Here is an 18,112-nt window from a genome sequence, read left to right as displayed (position 1 = left end):
GCGTGGCATAATATGGCCAGTTTTGAATACAAATCATCACACCAGGAGTAATGAAGATGCAGAAGCAAGCTGAGTTGTATCGTGGCAAAGCGAAAACCGTATACAGCACGGAAAACCCGGATCTGTTGGTGCTCGAATTCCGCAATGATACGTCAGCAGGAGACGGCGCACGCATTGAGCAGTTCGATCGTAAGGGCATGGTGAACAACAAGTTCAACCACTTCATTATGACCAAACTGGCCGAAGCCGGTATCCCGACTCAGATGGAAGCGTTGCTGTCCGATACGGAATGTCTGGTAAAAAAACTGGATATGGTGCCGGTTGAGTGCGTGATCCGTAACCGTGCCGCAGGCTCCCTGGTGAAGCGTCTGGGCATTGAAGAGGGTATCGAACTGAATCCACCGCTGTTCGATCTGTTCCTGAAAAACGACGCCATGCACGACCCGATGGTCAACGAATCCTACTGCGAAACCTTCGGCTGGGTAAGCAAAGAGAACCTGGCGCGCATGCAGGAACTGACCTACAAAGCCAACGACGTGCTGAAAAAGCTTTTTGATGACGCGGGCCTGATCCTGGTCGACTTCAAGCTGGAGTTCGGTCTGTACAAGGGCGAAGTGGTGCTGGGCGACGAATTCTCGCCGGACGGCAGCCGCCTGTGGGACAAAGAGACGCTGGATAAAATGGACAAAGACCGTTTCCGCCAGAGTCTGGGTGGCGTGGTCGAAGCGTACGAAGCGGTTGCTCACCGTTTAGGCGTTAAGCTCGACTAAACTGCGCATTTGCCAAAGGATGTTGGCATCCTTTGGCGTCTTATCCTTGTTTACTATGGTAATCCTTTCATTAACCGCCTACGATCATAGCTATTATAAATGGAATAGTTCGAGGTGTTTATGCGCTGGCAAGGGCGTCGTGAAAGTGACAACGTAGAAGACAGACGCAGCAGTGGTGGCGGTGGTCCGTCTATGGGCGGGCCAGGTTTCCGGTTACCCAGCGGCAAGGGCGGCATTATTCTGCTGGTCGTCGTGCTGGTGGCGGGCTACTACGGCGTCGACCTGACCGGTTTGATGACCGGTGAAACCGGGCAACAGCAGCAGTATTCTCAGCGCTCCATCAGCCCGAATGAAGATGAAGCGGCGAAATTTACTTCCGTTATTCTCGCGACGACCGAAGATACCTGGGGTCAGCAGTTCGAGAAAATGGGGCGGACTTATCAGCCGCCAAAACTGGTGATGTACCGGGGCGCAACCCGCACCGGCTGCGGCACCGGGCAGTCCGTTATGGGGCCGTTCTACTGCCCGGCGGACAGCACCGTCTATATCGATCTCTCCTTCTATGACGACATGAAAAGCAAGCTGGGCGCCGACGGCGATTTTGCCCAGGGCTACGTGATCGCGCATGAAGTCGGCCACCACGTGCAGAAGCTCCTCGGCATTGAGCCTAAAGTGCGTCAGATGCAGCAGAATGCTTCTCAGGCGGAGGTGAATCGTCTGTCCGTACGCATGGAGCTTCAGGCCGACTGCTTCGCTGGCGTCTGGGGACACAGCATGCAGCAGCAGGGCGTGCTGGAAACAGGCGATCTGGAAGAGGCCCTGAATGCCGCACAGGCGATTGGTGACGATCGCTTGCAGCAGCAGAGCCAGGGCCGCGTTGTGCCGGACAGCTTTACCCATGGCACCTCAGAGCAGCGCTACAGCTGGTTTAAGCGTGGCTTCGACAGCGGCAACCCGTCGCAGTGTAATACCTTCGGCAAAGCTATGTGATGTTGGGGTTTGAGCAGCTGGTCAACAAGCTTCAGCGTACCGGGCACCGCCGGCTGGTGGTGCTCAGCGGCGATGAAGCGTGGACGTTGAGCCAGGCGACCATCCTGCGCGATACGTTACCAGGAGACTGGCTGTGGCTGGAGGAAAACCCCTCTAAGGCCATCAGCGGCCTGCTGGGACGTGAATACCTGCACGCCGTTTTTGACGCGCGTCGCGGGTTTGACGTCTCGGCCTTCGCCGCCCTCAGCGGGACCCTGCGCGCCGGAAGCCTTCTGATGCTGCTGGTGCCGCCGTTCTCCGTCTGGGCTAACAGGCCCGACGCGGATTCTCTACGCTGGAGCGACAGCGCCGAGCTGATCGCCACCCCGCACTTTGTTCACCACTTTTGCCGGACGCTTGCCGCCGATTCAGATGCCATCGTCTGGCATCAACATCGTCCTCTGTGCCTTCCCGTTACGCCAGATTTACCCGCCTGGCAGCCTGCCAGCGGTGAACCGCAGCGCGAGCAAGCTGAGATCCTCGACGCTCTTCTGACCATGCCTGCGGGCGTGGCCGCCGTGACGGCACCGCGCGGACGCGGAAAGTCCGCCCTGGCGGGCATGTTGCTCAACGGCATTCAGGGGAGTGCAGTAGTGACGGCACCGGCAAAAGGGGCGACGGATGTCATCGCGCGTTTCGCCGGGGAACATTTTCACTTTATGGCCCCGGATGCGCTGCTGGCCTCCACAACAGAAGCTGACTGGCTGATTGTCGATGAGGCGGCCGCCATCCCCGGCCCGCTGCTGGAGAAGCTGGCGTCGCGCTTTCCCCGCGTGTTGCTGACCACCACGGTGCAGGGTTATGAAGGCACGGGCAGGGGATTCCTGCTGAAGTTCTGCGCCCGGTTTAGCGGGCTGCGGCGTTATACCTTATCCACGCCAGTTCGCTGGGCTGCCGGATGTCCCCTTGAGCGGATAGTGGCGAACGCGCTGCTGTTCGACGATGCGCTTATCGATCGCAAACCGGAAGGCGAGGTACGTTTAACGTCGCTGGAGCCCGGGATGTGGGAGAGCGATCCGACGCGCGGGGCAGGCGTGTATGAACTGCTTTGCGCCGCGCACTACCGGACGTCACCCCTCGACTTACGCCGGATGATGGACGCCCCCGGCCAGCACTTTGCTGTTGCTCAGGCGGGCGCGGAGATCGCGGGCGCGCTCTGGCTGGTGGAGGAGGGGGGATTACCCCCTGAACTTAGCCGCGCAGTCTGGGCGGGCTTTCGTCGGCCGCGTGGAAATCTGGTGGCGCAGTCGCTGGCTGCGCACGGCGGCTCGCCGCTCGCGGCGACGCTGAAAGGCCGACGCGTCAGCCGCATTGCGGTTCATCCCCATCGCCAGCGGGAAGGCATCGGCCAGCGGCTGATCCGCAGTGCCAGCGGAGAAGATTATCTCTCGGTCAGCTTTGGCTATACCGACGAGCTGTGGCGTTTCTGGCGGCAGTGCGGGTTTGTGCTGGTGCGAATGGGCAGCCACCGGGAAGCCAGCAGCGGGTGCTATACGGCGATGGCGTTGCTGCCGCTGAGCGAGGCGGGGCATCAGCTCTGCGAACAGGCGCATCAGCGGTTATGTCGTGATATGCGCGTCCTGTCGGCCTGGAATGGCGAAAAGATCCCGGTGACGGATGCATGGGAAGCTACCCTTAATAGTGACGACTGGCTGGAGCTGGCGGGGTTTGCCTTTGCTCACCGGGCGTTTTCAACTTCGGTTGCGGCGCTGACGCGGTTGTTGTTAGCCGTGGACATGCCGCTCCCGGCACTGCGGGGGAAAATGGAAGGGAATACGCACGATTTCGGGCGCAAAGCGTTGCTGGCGAAGCTACGCGAGGAAACCGCTCACGCGCTTGAAAGGCTTGATTACTCCCGTAGCCAGCAGCTGAAAGCCGACATTTTGCAATGGCAATTTTTTCAATGAGTTCTTCAGTAAAGTGGCATGGTCATTACCCCGCAGAGGCGTAAAATCCTGCTTATCAATTAAGGAGATCGCCATGAAACATGACCATTTTGTTGTGCAAAGCCCGGATACACCTGCTAAACAACTCCTGCTTCTGTTTCATGGCGTGGGCGACAATGCCGTCAATATGGGACAGATTGGCAGCTGGTTTGCACCCGTTTTCCCACACGCGCTGATCGTCAGCATCGGCGGCGTGGAGCCGTGCGGTCCGGACGGGCGGCAGTGGTTTTCCGTCGAGGGCGTGACGGAGGAGAATCGTCAGGCGCGTATTGATGCCGCTATGCCAGCCTTTATCGATACCGTGCGTTACTGGCAGCAGCAGAGCGGCGTAGGCGCCGACGCAACGGCGCTGATTGGCTTCTCTCAGGGCTCAATCATGTCGCTGGAAAGCGTAAAAGCGCAGCCCGGACTGGTGTCCCGCGTGATTGCCTTTAACGGGCGTTTTGCGACGTTACCGCAAAGCGCGACCACGCAGACCACGATCCATCTCATTCATGGAGGGGAAGACCGGGTAATTGAGCTTTCGCATGCGGTTGCTGCCCAGGAGACGCTGATGCGCGAGGGCGGAGATGTGACGCTGGATATCGTAGACGATCTGGGGCATGCCATTGACGATCGCAGCATGCAGTTCGCGCTCGATCATCTGCGTTATACCGTACCGAAGCACTACTTTGATGAAGCGCTCAGCGGCGGTAAGCCGAATGACGATGATATCGTCGAGTTTATGTGAGGTGTCCCCCTCTCTTTAGGGAGAGGGGAAACAGAGCGATTACTTCTTCTGGTCCTTCTTCGGCCAGTCGTCTTCATCGTCCCACTTGTCGTTAAAATCACGGTGCGGCGGAAGATCCGGTTTGTTGGCAAGGAACTTTTTGTGGTCAACGCGCTTGAGATCTTTAATCACGTTAAGCAGCACGCCTACCAGAAATACCAACACCAGAATCCACCAGTACTTTGAAAGCCAGTCCATTCGCTAATCCTCTTTAAGCACCCGTCAGGCGACGAGCTGCTCCATAATACGTTGATACATGCGGGCCAGCAGTTGTAAATCGGCAGCGTTCACGCATTCATTGATTTTGTGAATCGTCGCGTTAACCGGACCCAGTTCGACAACCTGTGCGCCCATGCGGGCGATAAAGCGTCCGTCAGACGTGCCGCCCGTTGTCAGCAGTTGTGGCTTAATTTCATTATAGTGCGCAATGGCGTTCACCACCGCATCCACCAGTTTACCGCGCTGCGTCAGGAACGGCTGGCCAGACAGCCACCAGTCGAGGGTATAGCGCAGCTGATATTTCTCGAGCAGCGCAATCACGCGCGCTTTGATCATCTCGTCGGTCAGTTCGGTGCTGAAGCGGAAGTTAAACTGGACGAAGAGATCGCCGGGAATGACGTTGTTGCTGCCGGTGCCAGCCTTGATGTTGGCTATCTGCATGCTGGTTGGCGGGAAAAATTCGTTGCCTTTATCCCATTCAATGCCCACCAGTTCGTTCAGCATCGGCGCGGCGCGGTGTACCGGGTTATCCGCCAGGTGCGGATAGGCAACGTGGCCCTGCACGCCATGAATAGTCAAATTACAGGTCAGGGATCCACGGCGGCCATTTTTCACCACATCGCCCACCACTTCGGTGCTGGACGGTTCGCCCACCAGACAGTAGTCCAGACGTTCATTGCGCGCCATCAGCGCCTCAACGACCTTCACGGTGCCGTTGTGGGCGCTGGCTTCTTCATCGGAGGTAATCAAAAACGCAAGACGGTTTTTATGGTTCGGATGCTGGGCGACGAAACGCTCTGCCGCCACGACCATCGCAGCCAGAGAACCTTTCATGTCCGCAGCGCCGCGTCCGAAAAGCATGCCGTCGCGGATGGTCGGCTCAAAAGGCGGGTTGATCCAGCGGTCTGCGTCGCCTGCGGGAACTACGTCAGTATGTCCGGCAAACGCCAGCGTCTCTCCCTGACCGCGCCATGCCCAGAAGTTCTGCGTATCGCCAAAATCCATGTGCTCCACGGTAAAACCGATGGCACGCAGGCGCTCAATCATTAATGCCTGACAACCTGCGTCGTCCGGGCTAAGGGAAGGACGGCGAATAAGCTGCTGAGTCAGCTCAATGACCGGGCATGACATAGACTACACCTCAACGAATAAATCTGAATAAAGGGTTTCACTGAAACCCAGCAGCATAGGCTGACCTGGCTTGCAGAGCAATGGGCGTTTGATGATTGCCGGCATTTCAAGCATCAGTTTGGCTGCGCTGTCGGCGTCGTTGATCGTGGCCCGGAGAGATTCATCCAGTTTTCGCCAGGTGGTCCCGCGGGTATTCAGTAGCGCTTCCCATCCCAGTTCGTTGATGGCGGAATGGAGAAACGCGGGGTCAAGCCCGTCGGCACGGTAATCGTGGAAGCGATAGTCGATGTTGTGTGCTTCCAGCCAGCGGCGGGCTTTTTTAATCGTGTCGCAATTCTTAATGCCATACATCACAACCATAGTGAATCCTTTTGTTCTTTTGTGGATTAAATGTTCAATATTTTCGAAGATATATCCTTAAGTGGAATATAACACATTCGGAATTTTTCGGGATTTACAATTCTCCATAATTCAACGAACAGCTGTAAGCTGAATAGTCTTTCATCTTTTAAGCATAGTTGTCCACCCTGTTTAAATTGCCAATAAACTCAGGGGGAAATTAAAAATGCTGTCATTTTTCCGACTATTTCAAAATATTGCTGTAGGTCACATAAAATTTACCCGACAACGCTCATAGTGATCTTAAACCTACCAGCACAGCGGGGCTCAATCACAGCAATCGGTTAAAGTGGCTTCACAATGATGATACGTTTTCGTAGAATGCACATAATAATAAGAGAGGTTGTTATGATTGAACGTGAACTGGGGAACTGGAAAGATTTTATCGAAGGCATGCTTCGTAAATGAATTTCCGGTAAGAAATGCAAGAGCACTTAATTAACTAAAATAACCATAGTGTGAAAGAATCACACAATAAAAAGGCGGCCTGTAAAGCCGCCTTTTTTATTTCAACGTGTTATTCCGGCTTATCCTTCAGCGGGAAACGACGGCGTACCAGCACAAAGAACAGCGGTACGAAATAGATAGCCAGAATCGTCGCCGAAATCATTCCCCCCATAACGCCCGTTCCCACCGCGTGCTGGCTGCTGGAGCCTGCGCCGGAGCTGGTGGCCATCGGCAGGACGCCAAATACAAACGCCAGAGAGGTCATCAGGATCGGACGCAGGCGCTGACGACAGGCGTGCAGCGTGGCGGCCATCAGTTCGTGACCTTTGGCATTCATCTCATTGGCAAATTCGACGATCAGAATGGCGTTTTTCGCCGACAATCCGATTACGGTGAGGAGTCCGACCTGGAAATAGACATCATTTTCCAGGCCGCGCATCCAGGTTGCCAGCAGCGCTCCGATGACCCCGAGAGGCACCACCAGCATCACCGAGAACGGCACTGACCAGCTTTCATACAGCGCCGCCAGACAGAGGAACACCACCAGCAGCGAAAGGGCATACAAGGCAGGCGCCTGAGCGCCGGAAAGCCGTTCCTGGTAGGACATCGCCGTCCACTCCAGGCCAAAGCCGGTCGGTAACTGCTGAACCAGTTTTTCCATTATATCCATTGCGGTACCGGTACTGACGCCCGGCGCGGCTTCACCGACAATCTCCAGCGCCGAATAGCCGTTGTAACGCTCCAGACGCGGTGAACCGGTCTCCCAGCGTGACGTCGCAAACGCCGAGAACGGCACCATGCCGCCGGTGTTATTGCGCACATACCAGCGGTTGATATCGTCCGGCAGCATGCGGTATTTGGCGGCAGACTGAACGTAGACCTTCTTCACGCGGCCGCGATCCATAAAGTCATTCACGTAGCTTGAGCCCCATGCCGTTTGCAGGGTGTCGTTAATGTCGTCGATGGAGACGCCCAGCGCCTGCGCTTTACGCTGGTCAATATCCACCTGTAGCTGAGGGCTGTCATCCAGACCGTTATGACGAACGCGGGTAAGCTGCGGATCTTTCCCGGCCAGCTCCAGCAGCTTGTCGCGAGCAGCCATCAACGCGTCATGCCCGGCACCCGCGTGATCCTGAAGCTCCATATCAAACCCGGCTGAGCTGCCCAGGCCGCTGATGGCGGGGGGGCTGCTGGCGAAAACGCGCGCTTCCTTGATTTTGTTGAACGCTTTGGTTGCACGCTCAATGATGGCAAAGGAGGAGCCGGTATCGCTGTCGCGCTGGTCCCAGTCTTTCAGGCGCACAAACATACGCGCCACGTTCTGCCCGTTACCGCCAGGGCCAGAGCCGACGGTGGAGAAGACGGAGACCACGTTATCTTTCTCCTGAGTATGGAAGTAGTTCTCAACCTTCTGCACCACTTTCAGGGTCTGCTGCTGGGTCGAGCCGCTCGGTAACTGCACGGAGGTGATAAACATGCCGCGATCTTCCAGCGGCAGGAACGAGGTTGGCAGCCGCAGGAACAGGAAGACCATGCCGCCGAGCAGCAGGACATAAACCACCATCCAGCGTACGCTGCGGTGCAGAACTTTACCCACGCCCGCTTCATAGCGCGCCGCATTGCGGTTAAACATGCGGTTAAACCAGCCGAAGAAGCCTTTTTGACCGTGGTGTTCGCCCTTATGCAGCGGTTTCAGCAGCGTCGCGCACAGGGCAGGGGTAAGGATCATCGCCACCAGTACGGAGAGCACCATTGCAGAGACGATGGTGATCGAGAACTGGCGATAAATCGCGCCCGTGGTGCCGCCAAAAAACGCCATCGGGATAAATACCGCCGACAGCACCATGGCGATACCGACCAGCGCGCCCTGAATCTGTCCCATCGATTTGCGCGTGGCCTCGCGGGGCGAAAGCCCTTCCTCGCTCATGATGCGCTCAACGTTTTCCACCACCACGATGGCATCATCCACCAGCAGGCCGATGGCCAGCACCATGGCGAACATGGTCAGGGTGTTGATGCTGTAACCGAAGGCATACAGCACCGCAAAGGTACCCAGCAGCACCACCGGCACCGCAATCGTGGGGATCAGCGTAGCGCGGAAGTTTTGCAGGAACAGGTACATCACAAGGAACACCAGCGCGATAGCTTCGAGCAGGGTTTTCACCACATCTTCGATGGAGGCTTTTACGAACGAGGTGGTTTCGTAGGCGACTTTGTACTCCAGTCCGTGCGGGAAGAAATGCGACAGCTCATCCAGACGCTCTAGCACCCGCTGCGCGGTCGCCATTTCGTTGGCGCCGGAGGCCAGTTTCACCCCCAGCCCGGACGCGGCATTGCCGTTGAAGCGGCTCAGGTAGTCATATTTTTCCGCGCCCATCTCCACGGTGGCGACATCCCCCAGACGCACTTCCGAACCGTCCTGATTCACGCGTAGCGTGATATTGCGGAACTGTTCAGGTGTCTGGAGCAGCGACTGGGAGTTGATGGTGGCGTTAAGCGCCTGGTTGTCCACGGACGGCGTACCGCCGAGCTGCCCCACGGCAATCTGGGCGTTCTGCGATTCGATAGCGTCGGTGACATCTTTGGCGGTCATCTGCACGCTGTTCAGCTTGTTGGGATCCAGCCAGATACGCATGGAGTACTGCGAGCCGTAGGCGTCGATATCACCCACGCCGTTGATACGGCTGAGCGGGTCCTGAATATTACTGGCGACGTAGTCCGCTATGTCCTGCTTATCCATTGAGCCATCGGTTGAAACAAACGCGATGGTCAAAATATTGGTGTCACCGGTTTTACGCACGGTCACCCCCTGGTTCTGCACCGCCTGAGGCAGTTTACGCAGGGCCGATTGCAGCTGGTTTTGCACCTGCTGCACCGCTTCATCCGGATCCGTGCCCGCCGTAAAGCTCAGGGTTACCGTCGCCTGGCCCGTGGCGCTGCTCTGTGAGGACATGTACATCAGGTTATCGAGACCCGTCATGTTCTGCTCGATAACCTGGGTGACGGTATTTTCCAGCGTCTGTGCCGAGGCGCCAGGGTAGTTCGCCGTGATACGCACGTTGGGGGGCGCGAGGTCAGGGTATTGCTCAACAGGAAGGGACGTAATCGCCAGGACACCCGTCAGACACAACAGGATTGCAAGCACCCAGGCAAAAATGGGGCGATCGATGAAAAAATTCGCCATTAAAGTGTGACCTCGTTTTGCTGCACGTCATTATTGTTTATTGCCCGCCTAACTTTAGCGGTAAGGCCCAAGTCAAACGTGGAGAAATAAAGGAGATAATGTAAATTATCATGCGCTTTTTTCAGCGCGCCTTCTTTCTCGCTATTTTTCAGCCTGCGCCGCAGGCGTCCGGAACGTTACGCTGACCTGTGTCCCGCCCTGTGGCGGCTGAGAAAAGTGTAATGTCCCGCCGAGCCGTCCCGCGCGTTCGCGCATGATATTCAGCCCGTAATGCCCCGGCGGTTCACTGGCGTCGCCGATACCAATGCCGTTGTCGCGGATCGTGACCGTGTGAGTACCGTCCGCGGTGGTGACGCAGCTGACCACAATCTCGCTCGCGTCGGCATGTTTAATCGCATTCAGCACTGCCTCACGCACAATCTGTAAGAGGTGCACCTGTTTTTGTGCGTCCAGCGCCAGCGATGAGAGACGGCAGTCGAGCACCAGCTTCGCGCGGGTCTGGCTTTGCAACCCGTCGAGAGACTCCTGTAGCGCGGCAGGAAGATTGGCGTGATTGAGCGTCAGGCGGAAGGTGGTGAGCAGCTCGCGTAGCTGATGCCAGGCATTATTCAGCTCGCGGGAGAAGTCCGTGATGATAGCCTGCGCCGGGGCATTGTCGCCTGGCACGGCATGCTTCAGTAGCGTAAGCTGAATACGCAAATAGGAGAGCACCTGCGCCAGCGAATCATGCAGCTCGCGCGCGATGGTGGCGCGCTCCTCCATCAGCAGCAGCTGCTGATAATGTTTCTGCGCCTGATTAAAATAGAGCCCCCGGCCCAGCATCGTCGCCACGCTTTCCATGAGCGGCAGCGGAACATCCCCGGTCGCGCTTTGCCAGCGCAGTTCGCCGTACAGGGTGTCCTGCATTAACACCGGTAAATTGTGCATTTTCTCGCCCGGGGACTCCTGTCCTTCGTAAAGCTGCCAGTCGTCACTGGTGCGCAATTGCAGGTAATTCATCTGCGTATAGTCATGCACAATCTGCAAAATATGCCGGAAACAGTGGCTGTCTATCTGCCCGGTATTCAACGCCTGTGAGCATTTAAACAGCATTTCGAGCTGCTGATGCGCTTCATTCAGGTGGCGGGTTTTTTCAGCAACGGAGCGCTCAAGTGAACGGTACAGGGTGTGTAATTCCGCCGACATATGGTTGAAGGCGAGGGAAAGCTGGCCCAGCTCGTTGGGAAGCGTAGTATCCGGCGCGGGAGTGTCGAATTGCCCCTGTTCGATACGCTCGCTCGCCGCCACCAGATTATTCAGCGGCAGCACAACCTGACGGCGGATGCGCCGCAGGGTCACCACCGCCAGCAGCAGGATGCCCAGGCCACCCGTCAGCGACATGAAAATCACCAGCTGAATTTTATGTTCGGTGTAGTGCTGTAGCGCCAGCACAAAGGCATCTATCCGGCCCACGAAATCCTCTATGTGGTTCTGATACCATCCGGTATCGCCGCTGGCGATGCGCGTGTCCATCTCCTGCCAGCCAAGGTGCAACTGCTGGTAACGCTGTTTGACGTCCTCTGGCACATACCAGCGGTTTAGCTTCTGCAACGCAGGCGCGCTCAGCGTTTTTTGCCAGACCGCGCGGTGCTCTGCCAGCGATGGGCCGGCGCGCTGCATTTCGTAGCCCAGGCGGTAGCTCTGCATACGCAGCGAGCCGGCGATGTTAATCGCCTCGGCGTCGCGCTGGCTGCTGGCGAGTGTGACCAGCGCAATGGCGCTGATCAGAACGGACAAGACAATCATCGAAAAGAAAGCCCGAGCCAGGCTTCCCGATACGGGGCGTTTAACGGTCACTCATCAGCTTCCTGAATTAAATTGATCTGCCACAGGTTCACTGGAAATAGTTCGGCTTCCTGGGCATTTGAACATTGCGTCGCCATGCCGCTGTGGGTAAATACGATAACAATAGAAAAAATAAGGTTATTGAACCAAAAACAGGTGTTGTTATGAATCGTTTTATTATGGCCAATGCTCAGCAGTGTATCGGTTGTCGCGCCTGCGAAGTCGCCTGTGTGATGGCGCACAACGGGGAACAGCACGCGCTGAGCGAGCGACATTTTCATCCCCGCATTACGGTCCTTACCTCAGGCTTGCGAAAAAGCCCTGTGACCTGCCACCACTGTGAAAACGCGCCCTGCGCGCAAAGCTGCCCGAACGGAGCCATCACGCAACACAGCGACAGCGTACAGGTCAATCAACAAAAATGCATTGGCTGTAAAGCCTGCGTGGTGGCCTGTCCGTTTGGCATGATGGACATGCTGATCGCCCCGCTGGAAAACGACATCGTAAAGGCCTCGGCGCACAAATGCGACCTCTGCCTGGAAAGGCCGCAAGGCCCGGCCTGCGTGGAAAACTGCCCGGCGGAGGTGCTTACGCTCGCCACCCCAGCCGTGCTGGATAAGCTGGTTAAACAGCGCCGACAGCGCAGTGCAAGGCTGGACGCGCTGCCGTGGCACAGCGAGGCGGTTCAGTCAGTCCCTCCGCAAACCAAACGGCAACAGATGCAAAACACCCCGGCGCGCGGTGAGCCAGATAAGCTCAGCCCCGAAGCACGCGCATACCATTTTAACGAGATCTACCTGCCGTTTCGCCCGGAACAGGCGCAGCGCGAGGCTTCCCGGTGCCTGAAATGTGGCGAGCATAGCATTTGCGAGTGGACCTGCCCGCTGCATAACCACATTCCCCAGTGGATTGAGCGGATCGGGGCGGGGGATATCGTCGGTGCGGCTGAGCTTTCTCACCAGACTAACTGTTTACCGGAAATTACCGGCCGCGTCTGCCCACAGGATCGATTATGTGAAGGCGCCTGCACCCTGCGGGATGCGTCAGGGGCAGTAACCATCGGTAATATCGAACGGTATATCTCGGATCGGGCGCTGGCGATGGGCTGGACGCCGGACGTCAGCCACGTTAAGCCGGTCGGTAAGCGCGTCGCCATCATCGGCGCCGGTCCGGCAGGGCTGGCCTGCGCCGACGTGCTGGTGCGCAGCGGCGTCGGCGTGACGGTCTACGACCGCCATCCGGAAATCGGCGGATTGCTGACCTTTGGTATTCCGGCCTTCAAGCTGGATAAATCCCTGTTAGCGCGGCGCAGAGAGATATTCAGCGCGATGGGCATCCGCTTCGAGCTGAACTGCGAGGTGGGAAAAGACGTGTCGATGGCCCAACTGCAAAACGACTACGATGCCCTGTTCATCGGCGTAGGGACCTATCGTTCCATGAAAGCGGGTATCCCTCACGAAGACGCGCCGGGCGTGTACGACGCGCTGCCGTTTTTAGTGGCAAACACGCGGAACGTGATGGGCCTTGATCCTGCCGCAGACGAACCGTTTATCGACACACAGGGTTTAAACGTGGTGGTGCTCGGCGGGGGCGATACGGCGATGGACTGCGTGCGCACCGCGCTGCGGCATGGCGCGGCGAAAGTCACCTGCGCCTATCGGCGGGACGAGGCCAACATGCCGGGCTCAAAGAAAGAGGTTAAAAACGCGAAAGAAGAGGGCGCAGCGTTTGAATTTAATGTCCAGCCGGTTGAGCTCACGCTGGATACCGACGGGAAGGTTAACGGTATCCGGATGCTGCGCACCAGGCTGGGCGAGCCGGATGCGCAGGGGCGGCGGCGTCCTGTCCCGGTGGCGGGCAGTGAGTTTGTCATGCCAGCGGATGCGGTGATCATGGCGTTTGGTTTTAATCCGCACGCCATGCCGTGGCTTCAGGCGCAGGGCGTCGACACCGACGACTGGGGGCGGATCAGGGCCTCCGTGGAGAGCCGTTATCGCTACCAGACCTCGAATCCGCAGATTTTTGCTGGCGGTGATGCGGTACGCGGTGCGGATCTGGTGGTCACCGCGATGGCGGAAGGGCGTCATGCCGGGCAGGGGATCATGGACTGGCTTGGCGTGCCGCCGCGCAACATGCATTAATGCAGACGGGCGACAAAGCGGGCTTCACGGCGTAGTATAAACAGACTCATTTTGCCGTGGAGCCCGTATGTCCCTGAACATTACCGTTATTAAAGACAAAATCCTTTCTGAAAATTACTTTGTCCTGCGTAACATCACTTACGATCTCACCCGTAAGAACGGGGACGTCATTCGCCATAAACGCGAAGTCTACGACCGGGGCAATGGTGCAACCATCCTGCTGTATAACCGTGAAAAGCAAAGCGTGGTGCTGATCCGCCAGTTTCGCATCGCGACATGGGTCAATGGCAACGCGGACGGACGTCTGATTGAAACCTGTGCAGGTCTGCTTGATGACGATGAGCCGGAAGTGTGTATCCGCAAAGAAGCCATTGAGGAGACGGGTTTTGAAGTGGGTGCGGTGCAGAAAGTCTTTGAGCTGTTTATGTCCCCTGGCGGGGTTACCGAGCTGGTTCACTTCTTCATTGCGGAATATACCGATGCTCAGCGCACGCACCGGGGCGGCGGCGTGGACGATGAAGACATTGAAGTGCTGGAAATGCCTTTCGCTCAGGCTGTCGACATGGTGAAACGCGGCGAGATCCGCGACGGTAAAGCGGTGATCCTGTTGCAGTATCTGCAAACCAGCGGGCTGATGAATGCGGCGGCGGAAGCGCGATAAGTTGTATTTCAGATAAATCTATCCGATAAATCCGATTGAGCCAGCCCGCCCTGGGCACGAAGATACGCCCCAGATTGACCTATTCGTTTCCGGGGCTGTGCCGTTCATGCGCTACTGCGTTTATCTTCTCTTCTTCATTTGCGTGCTTCCCGCGCCTTTGGTGTGGGCTGCGCCTGCGCAGCAGTCTTTTTCAGACTGGCAGGTGACCTGCAATAACCAGAACTTCTGCGTAGCGCGCAATACCGGCGAGCATCGCGGTCTGGTCATGACGCTGAGCCGCAGTGCGGGGGCAAAAACGGACGCCAGCCTGCGCATCGATCTCGGCGGGCTTTCGGCGCCACCGGTGAAAGAGCCTGACATCGCCCCGCGCCTGCTACTCGACAATGTGCCGCTTAAACTCACGTCGCAACACTGGCAGTTAGCCCCCTGGCATCTTAAAACAGACGATACGGCCACCATCACCACGTTTCTGAAAACCATTCAGGAAGGGCAGGCGCTGACCCTGCGCGGGGGGAAGCAGACAATTTCTCTGGCCGGTCTGAAAGCGGCGCTGCTGTTTATCGATGCCCAGCAAAAACGCGTCGGAAGTGAAACGGCGTGGATTAAAAAAGGGGATAGTCCACCGCTGAGCGTGCCGCCTGCGCCGGCATTAAAAAAGGTGGCGGTGGTGAACCCCACGCCAACGCCGCTGACGCATAACGAACTCAACGATCTGCTGGATTACGGTACCTGGCGCATGAACCACAGCCAGTGCTCTCTCGATCCGAACCGGCGTGAAGTGCGCGTGACCGCGCTGACCGATGACAAAGCGCTGATGATCATCAGCTGTGAGGCGGGGGCGTACAACACCGTCGACCTGGCGTGGCTGGTGTCGCGTAAAAAACCATTTTCGGCCAGGAGCGTGAGATTGCGCCTGCCGTTTACCCCTTCCAGCCAGAGTAGCGACATGGAGCTGATGAATGCCAGCTTCGACGAAAAAACGCGCGAGCTGACCACGCTGGCGCTGGGACGCGGGATTGGCGACTGTGGGATCCAGACCCGCTGGCGTTTTAACGGCCAGCGCTTCCGCCTGGTACGCTACGCGGAAGAGCCAAGCTGTGATAACTGGAATGGGCCAGATGCCTGGCCCACGCTGTGGATCACAAGGTAGGGTTTTGCCGGGTGGCGCTGTCGCTTACCCGGCCTACTTTTTAGAACCGTAGGCCCGGTAAGGCGTAGCCGCCACCGGGCACGAGGGCATCACCGATCGCTCTTACGGAAAAAGTCGTTATACAGCATATACAAATGCGCCGCGCTCCAGGAGAAGTTAGGTGCGCCCTGCTGTGCTCCGGTCAGGGGGTTATAGTTCTCCTGAATCGGGCCGTCCGAGGTTAACCCTTTCGCATGCTTAAAGAAGGTTTCGGCGAGGGTTTGCGCCTGCTCACGATAGCCGTAACGTTCCATGCCTTTTAGTCCAAACCAGAACTGATCGACCCAGACCCGGCCGCGCCAGTATATGTCTGCGCCGAACGCCGGGTTTGTCAGCGCGGCGGTGCCGAGCGGTACCCAGGTATTGAACTCCTTCGGATCCAGCATCACCTTGACCACGGCATCTGCATGTTCCTGCGTCGCGGCACCGTTAAACAGCGGAGACCAGCCTTCCGGCCCTTTACCGCGCTCGACGATAGGTTTGCCCGCACAGCCGTTCGCCAGCGGCTTATCCTCAATACGAATGTCATAGTAAAACCCGCTTTTCGCATCGAACATGCAGGTGTTGATATAGGTTGCGAGCTTATCTGCCAGCTGGCGATAGTGGCTGGCCTCCTGCTCTTTACCCAGCAGGCTCGCCATCTGCGCCAGATAGTGATTGTCGCTGTACATATAGCTTGCCTGGTCAACGGACTCCTGTAATAAGGAATACCCTAACAGATCGCCTTTTTTACTCCGGTTTTCGGCAAATTTAACCGTCCAGTCGCTGCGTTTCCCGCCGTTTTCAACGTACTTATCCAGCTGCGCTTTATCGATAAATCCGAATACGGCGGCATCATCGCGCCCGGACTCCCACGAGGCGGCCACCTGCGCGGGGATCTCCAGGCTGTCGTACTGGCCGTTATCGATTATCCGTGCGTAGTTATTCAGGCCGGAAAGCGACTCTTCTTTATCACCTTTTTTCACCGTGAACAGCATCTCGCCGGTAGCGGTGTTATGGGCCTTATCACGCGTCGCACCGTACTCCGGCACGCCGTTGCCGTTATGATCGCGGTTACGCAGCCACCAGTCGTGATAGGCAACCAGTTTTGGATACATCTCGGCAAGCCAGGCTTTATCCTGCGTGGTGTTATACACCTCCATCACCGACCATGCCGCCAGGCTCGGCTTGGTGTTACGCTCGTTCCAGTTACCGCCGTCGCCGCCTCGTTCCGGGCTCAGGTTCCAGGCGATTAAATCCGGCACAAATCCGGTATCCTGCGGGCGCACCGGATCGTCGGGTTTGATCTGCCAGGAGAAGACCGCGCGGATGTTCTCTTTGGCGATCTCCGGGTTGAAATGCGCCATGGCAAATGCCTGTTTCCAGGTGTCCCACGGCCAGGTCTGGTTGCCGGAGAACCAGCGTCCGGTTACGGAGGGCGTCACCGTGTTAAAACGCACCGCGCCGCCTGGCGAACGCCAGTTACCGTTCAACGTCTCGATGGCTTTCACCGCCACGCGCGTTTGTTCTGGAGTCGCGTGCGGGTTGGTTAACCCTTTTTGTAAATACCTCTCCCAGCGCGCTTGCGAGGCGGCCATAAAGTAGGCCGGACGCGCCAGAATGTCGCGGATCTGCGGCTGTTCACGCGCGACGTCATCGGCGTTCAGCAGATGGGAGTAGGTAGTGTACAGCGTGGTGCTGCCGGAAATCTGTGCCCGGCTGGTAAAGCGATGTCCGTCAACGGTGGTCTCGGCAGGAAGAGAGCGGTGTAACTGATATTCGGAACTGCCGGAGGTGAGCAGATCCCAGGTAGAGCGTACCTTGCCGAAGGTCACCTTCAGGCCGTCGCGCGTGGCTACAATTTTACGCTGATAATCAGGATATGCGCTGTCGATGGTTTTATCCGAACGCGGCTTGCCCTCTTTGGCCTCCAGTTTTTCCAGCAGCTCGCCGTCCCACACCAGCTCCAGCGGCGTTTTGCTGGTAATACGGGTTTCAAGCAGCGAAGTACGCGCAGAAGCAAAGCGCAGCGTCATCACGATCTGAACATCCCTGGCGCTCAGTTTCTGCACCAACGCGCCAGGGAGGCTGTAGGCTTCAAGGGTGAAATCCACTTTTTTACCGTTCTGATAAACGGACAGGCGATCAAAATTCGTCGCCATAAAGTTGATGTACTCTTCGGTGAGCAGCGCTACGCCGGGAAATCCGCCCTGGGTCTGCGGCCCGTCCGGCAGCAAATGCCCATGCCAGGCACCCATATCAAAAAAGGGATTAAACCGCTGGTGGTCGTCGTAGTCGAAATCCTGCATGAAGAGCGGCGCGCCGGTACGGTTGATGACGTTTTTGAAGTCAGTTGCGGTGGCGGCGTGAGCCGAAAAACTGAGCGCCAGCGCGCAGGCCAGCGGCGTGAGGACGTATTTCATG

The 18,112-nt window shown here is 57.4% G+C and carries 14 protein-coding genes; 8 read left to right on the top strand and 6 right to left on the bottom strand.

The features are described from left to right. The first annotated feature begins 56 nt into the window (after positions 1-56). From purC to ypfH, 4 genes are all read left to right on the top strand, one after another. Positions 57-770, top strand: coding sequence for a phosphoribosylaminoimidazolesuccinocarboxamide synthase (gene purC, locus RS584_RS16800; RefSeq protein WP_001171626.1), 714 nt, complete (start codon positions 57-59; stop codon positions 768-770). A gap of 120 nt (positions 771-890) precedes the next feature. After that, positions 891-1,760, top strand: coding sequence for a neutral zinc metallopeptidase (locus RS584_RS16795; RefSeq protein ID WP_001303362.1), 870 nt, complete (start codon positions 891-893; stop codon positions 1,758-1,760). Beyond that, a complete protein-coding gene (locus tag RS584_RS16790; protein ID WP_315748355.1) occupies positions 1,760-3,706 on the top strand; it encodes a GNAT family N-acetyltransferase in 1,947 nt (648 codons plus the stop codon). Before RS584_RS16795 ends, RS584_RS16790 begins: the two co-directional genes overlap by 1 nt. 73 nt (positions 3,707-3,779) lie before the next feature. Further along, entirely contained in the window at positions 3,780-4,475 is a 696-nt protein-coding gene (ypfH, locus tag RS584_RS16785; RefSeq protein WP_023295120.1) for an esterase, read from the top strand. Between the two features lie 39 nt (positions 4,476-4,514). On the opposite strand, the gene RS584_RS16780 is transcribed toward ypfH, so the two are convergent. From RS584_RS16780 to RS584_RS16770, 3 genes are read right to left on the bottom strand one after another with little or no spacing between them, the layout of a single operon-like run. After that, a complete protein-coding gene (locus tag RS584_RS16780) occupies positions 4,515-4,712 on the bottom strand; it encodes a YpfN family protein (RefSeq protein ID WP_000383991.1) in 198 nt (65 codons plus the stop codon). Between the two features lie 24 nt (positions 4,713-4,736). Next, positions 4,737-5,864, bottom strand: a complete 1,128-nt coding sequence (gene dapE, locus RS584_RS16775) for a succinyl-diaminopimelate desuccinylase (protein ID WP_017383496.1) — start codon at positions 5,862-5,864, stop codon at positions 4,737-4,739. A 3-nt stretch (positions 5,865-5,867) separates the two neighbouring features. Further along, positions 5,868-6,224, bottom strand: a complete 357-nt coding sequence (locus RS584_RS16770; protein ID WP_015572203.1) for an ArsC family reductase — start codon at positions 6,222-6,224, stop codon at positions 5,868-5,870. Positions 6,225-6,611: 387 nt separating this feature from the next. On the opposite strand from RS584_RS16770, the gene ypfM reads away from it, so the two are divergent. After that, a complete protein-coding gene (ypfM, locus tag RS584_RS16765) occupies positions 6,612-6,671 on the top strand; it encodes a protein YpfM (protein WP_015572204.1) in 60 nt (19 codons plus the stop codon). Positions 6,672-6,780: 109 nt separating this feature from the next. Here ypfM and acrD read toward each other — a convergent pair whose 3' ends face one another. Beyond that, on the bottom strand, positions 6,781-9,894 hold the full coding sequence (acrD, locus tag RS584_RS16760) for a multidrug efflux RND transporter permease AcrD (RefSeq protein ID WP_017383494.1): 3,114 nt from the start codon (positions 9,892-9,894) through the stop codon (positions 6,781-6,783). Between the two features lie 141 nt (positions 9,895-10,035). Further along, a complete protein-coding gene (gene narQ / locus RS584_RS16755) occupies positions 10,036-11,730 on the bottom strand; it encodes a nitrate/nitrite two-component system sensor histidine kinase NarQ (protein WP_315748354.1) in 1,695 nt (564 codons plus the stop codon). Positions 11,731-11,882: 152 nt separating this feature from the next. Here narQ and aegA point away from each other — a divergent pair, with 152 nt between their 5' ends. The 3 genes from aegA to RS584_RS16740 all read left to right on the top strand — a co-directional run bounded on the left by aegA (position 11,883) and on the right by RS584_RS16740 (position 15,670). Then, positions 11,883-13,859 carry a formate-dependent uric acid utilization protein AegA gene (aegA, locus tag RS584_RS16750; protein WP_315748353.1) on the top strand — a complete coding sequence of 659 codons (1,977 nt, stop codon included), beginning with the start codon at positions 11,883-11,885 and terminating at the stop codon, positions 13,857-13,859. Positions 13,860-13,926: 67 nt separating this feature from the next. Then, complete coding sequence (gene nudK / locus RS584_RS16745; RefSeq protein ID WP_017692952.1) at positions 13,927-14,520, top strand: GDP-mannose pyrophosphatase NudK; 594 nt, start codon at positions 13,927-13,929, stop codon at positions 14,518-14,520. 106 nt (positions 14,521-14,626) lie between these two features. After that, positions 14,627-15,670 (top strand): DUF1176 domain-containing protein, encoded by a 1,044-nt coding sequence (locus tag RS584_RS16740; RefSeq protein ID WP_023295117.1) that lies wholly within the window; start codon positions 14,627-14,629, stop codon positions 15,668-15,670. Between the two features lie 89 nt (positions 15,671-15,759). On the opposite strand, the gene ygjK is transcribed toward RS584_RS16740, so the two are convergent. Continuing rightward, positions 15,760-18,111: an alpha-glucosidase gene (gene ygjK, locus RS584_RS16735; protein ID WP_150326051.1), complete on the bottom strand. Its 2,352-nt coding sequence runs from the start codon at positions 18,109-18,111 to the stop codon at positions 15,760-15,762. Between the last annotated feature and the right edge of the window lies 1 nt (position 18,112).

The organism is Enterobacter sp. DTU_2021_1002640_1_SI_PRY_ASU_LCPMC_013 (assembly GCF_032389435.1).
Taxonomy (GTDB): domain Bacteria; phylum Pseudomonadota; class Gammaproteobacteria; order Enterobacterales; family Enterobacteriaceae; genus Enterobacter; species Enterobacter hormaechei_C.
This window is presented reverse-complemented; position numbering and strand designations above follow the sequence as displayed.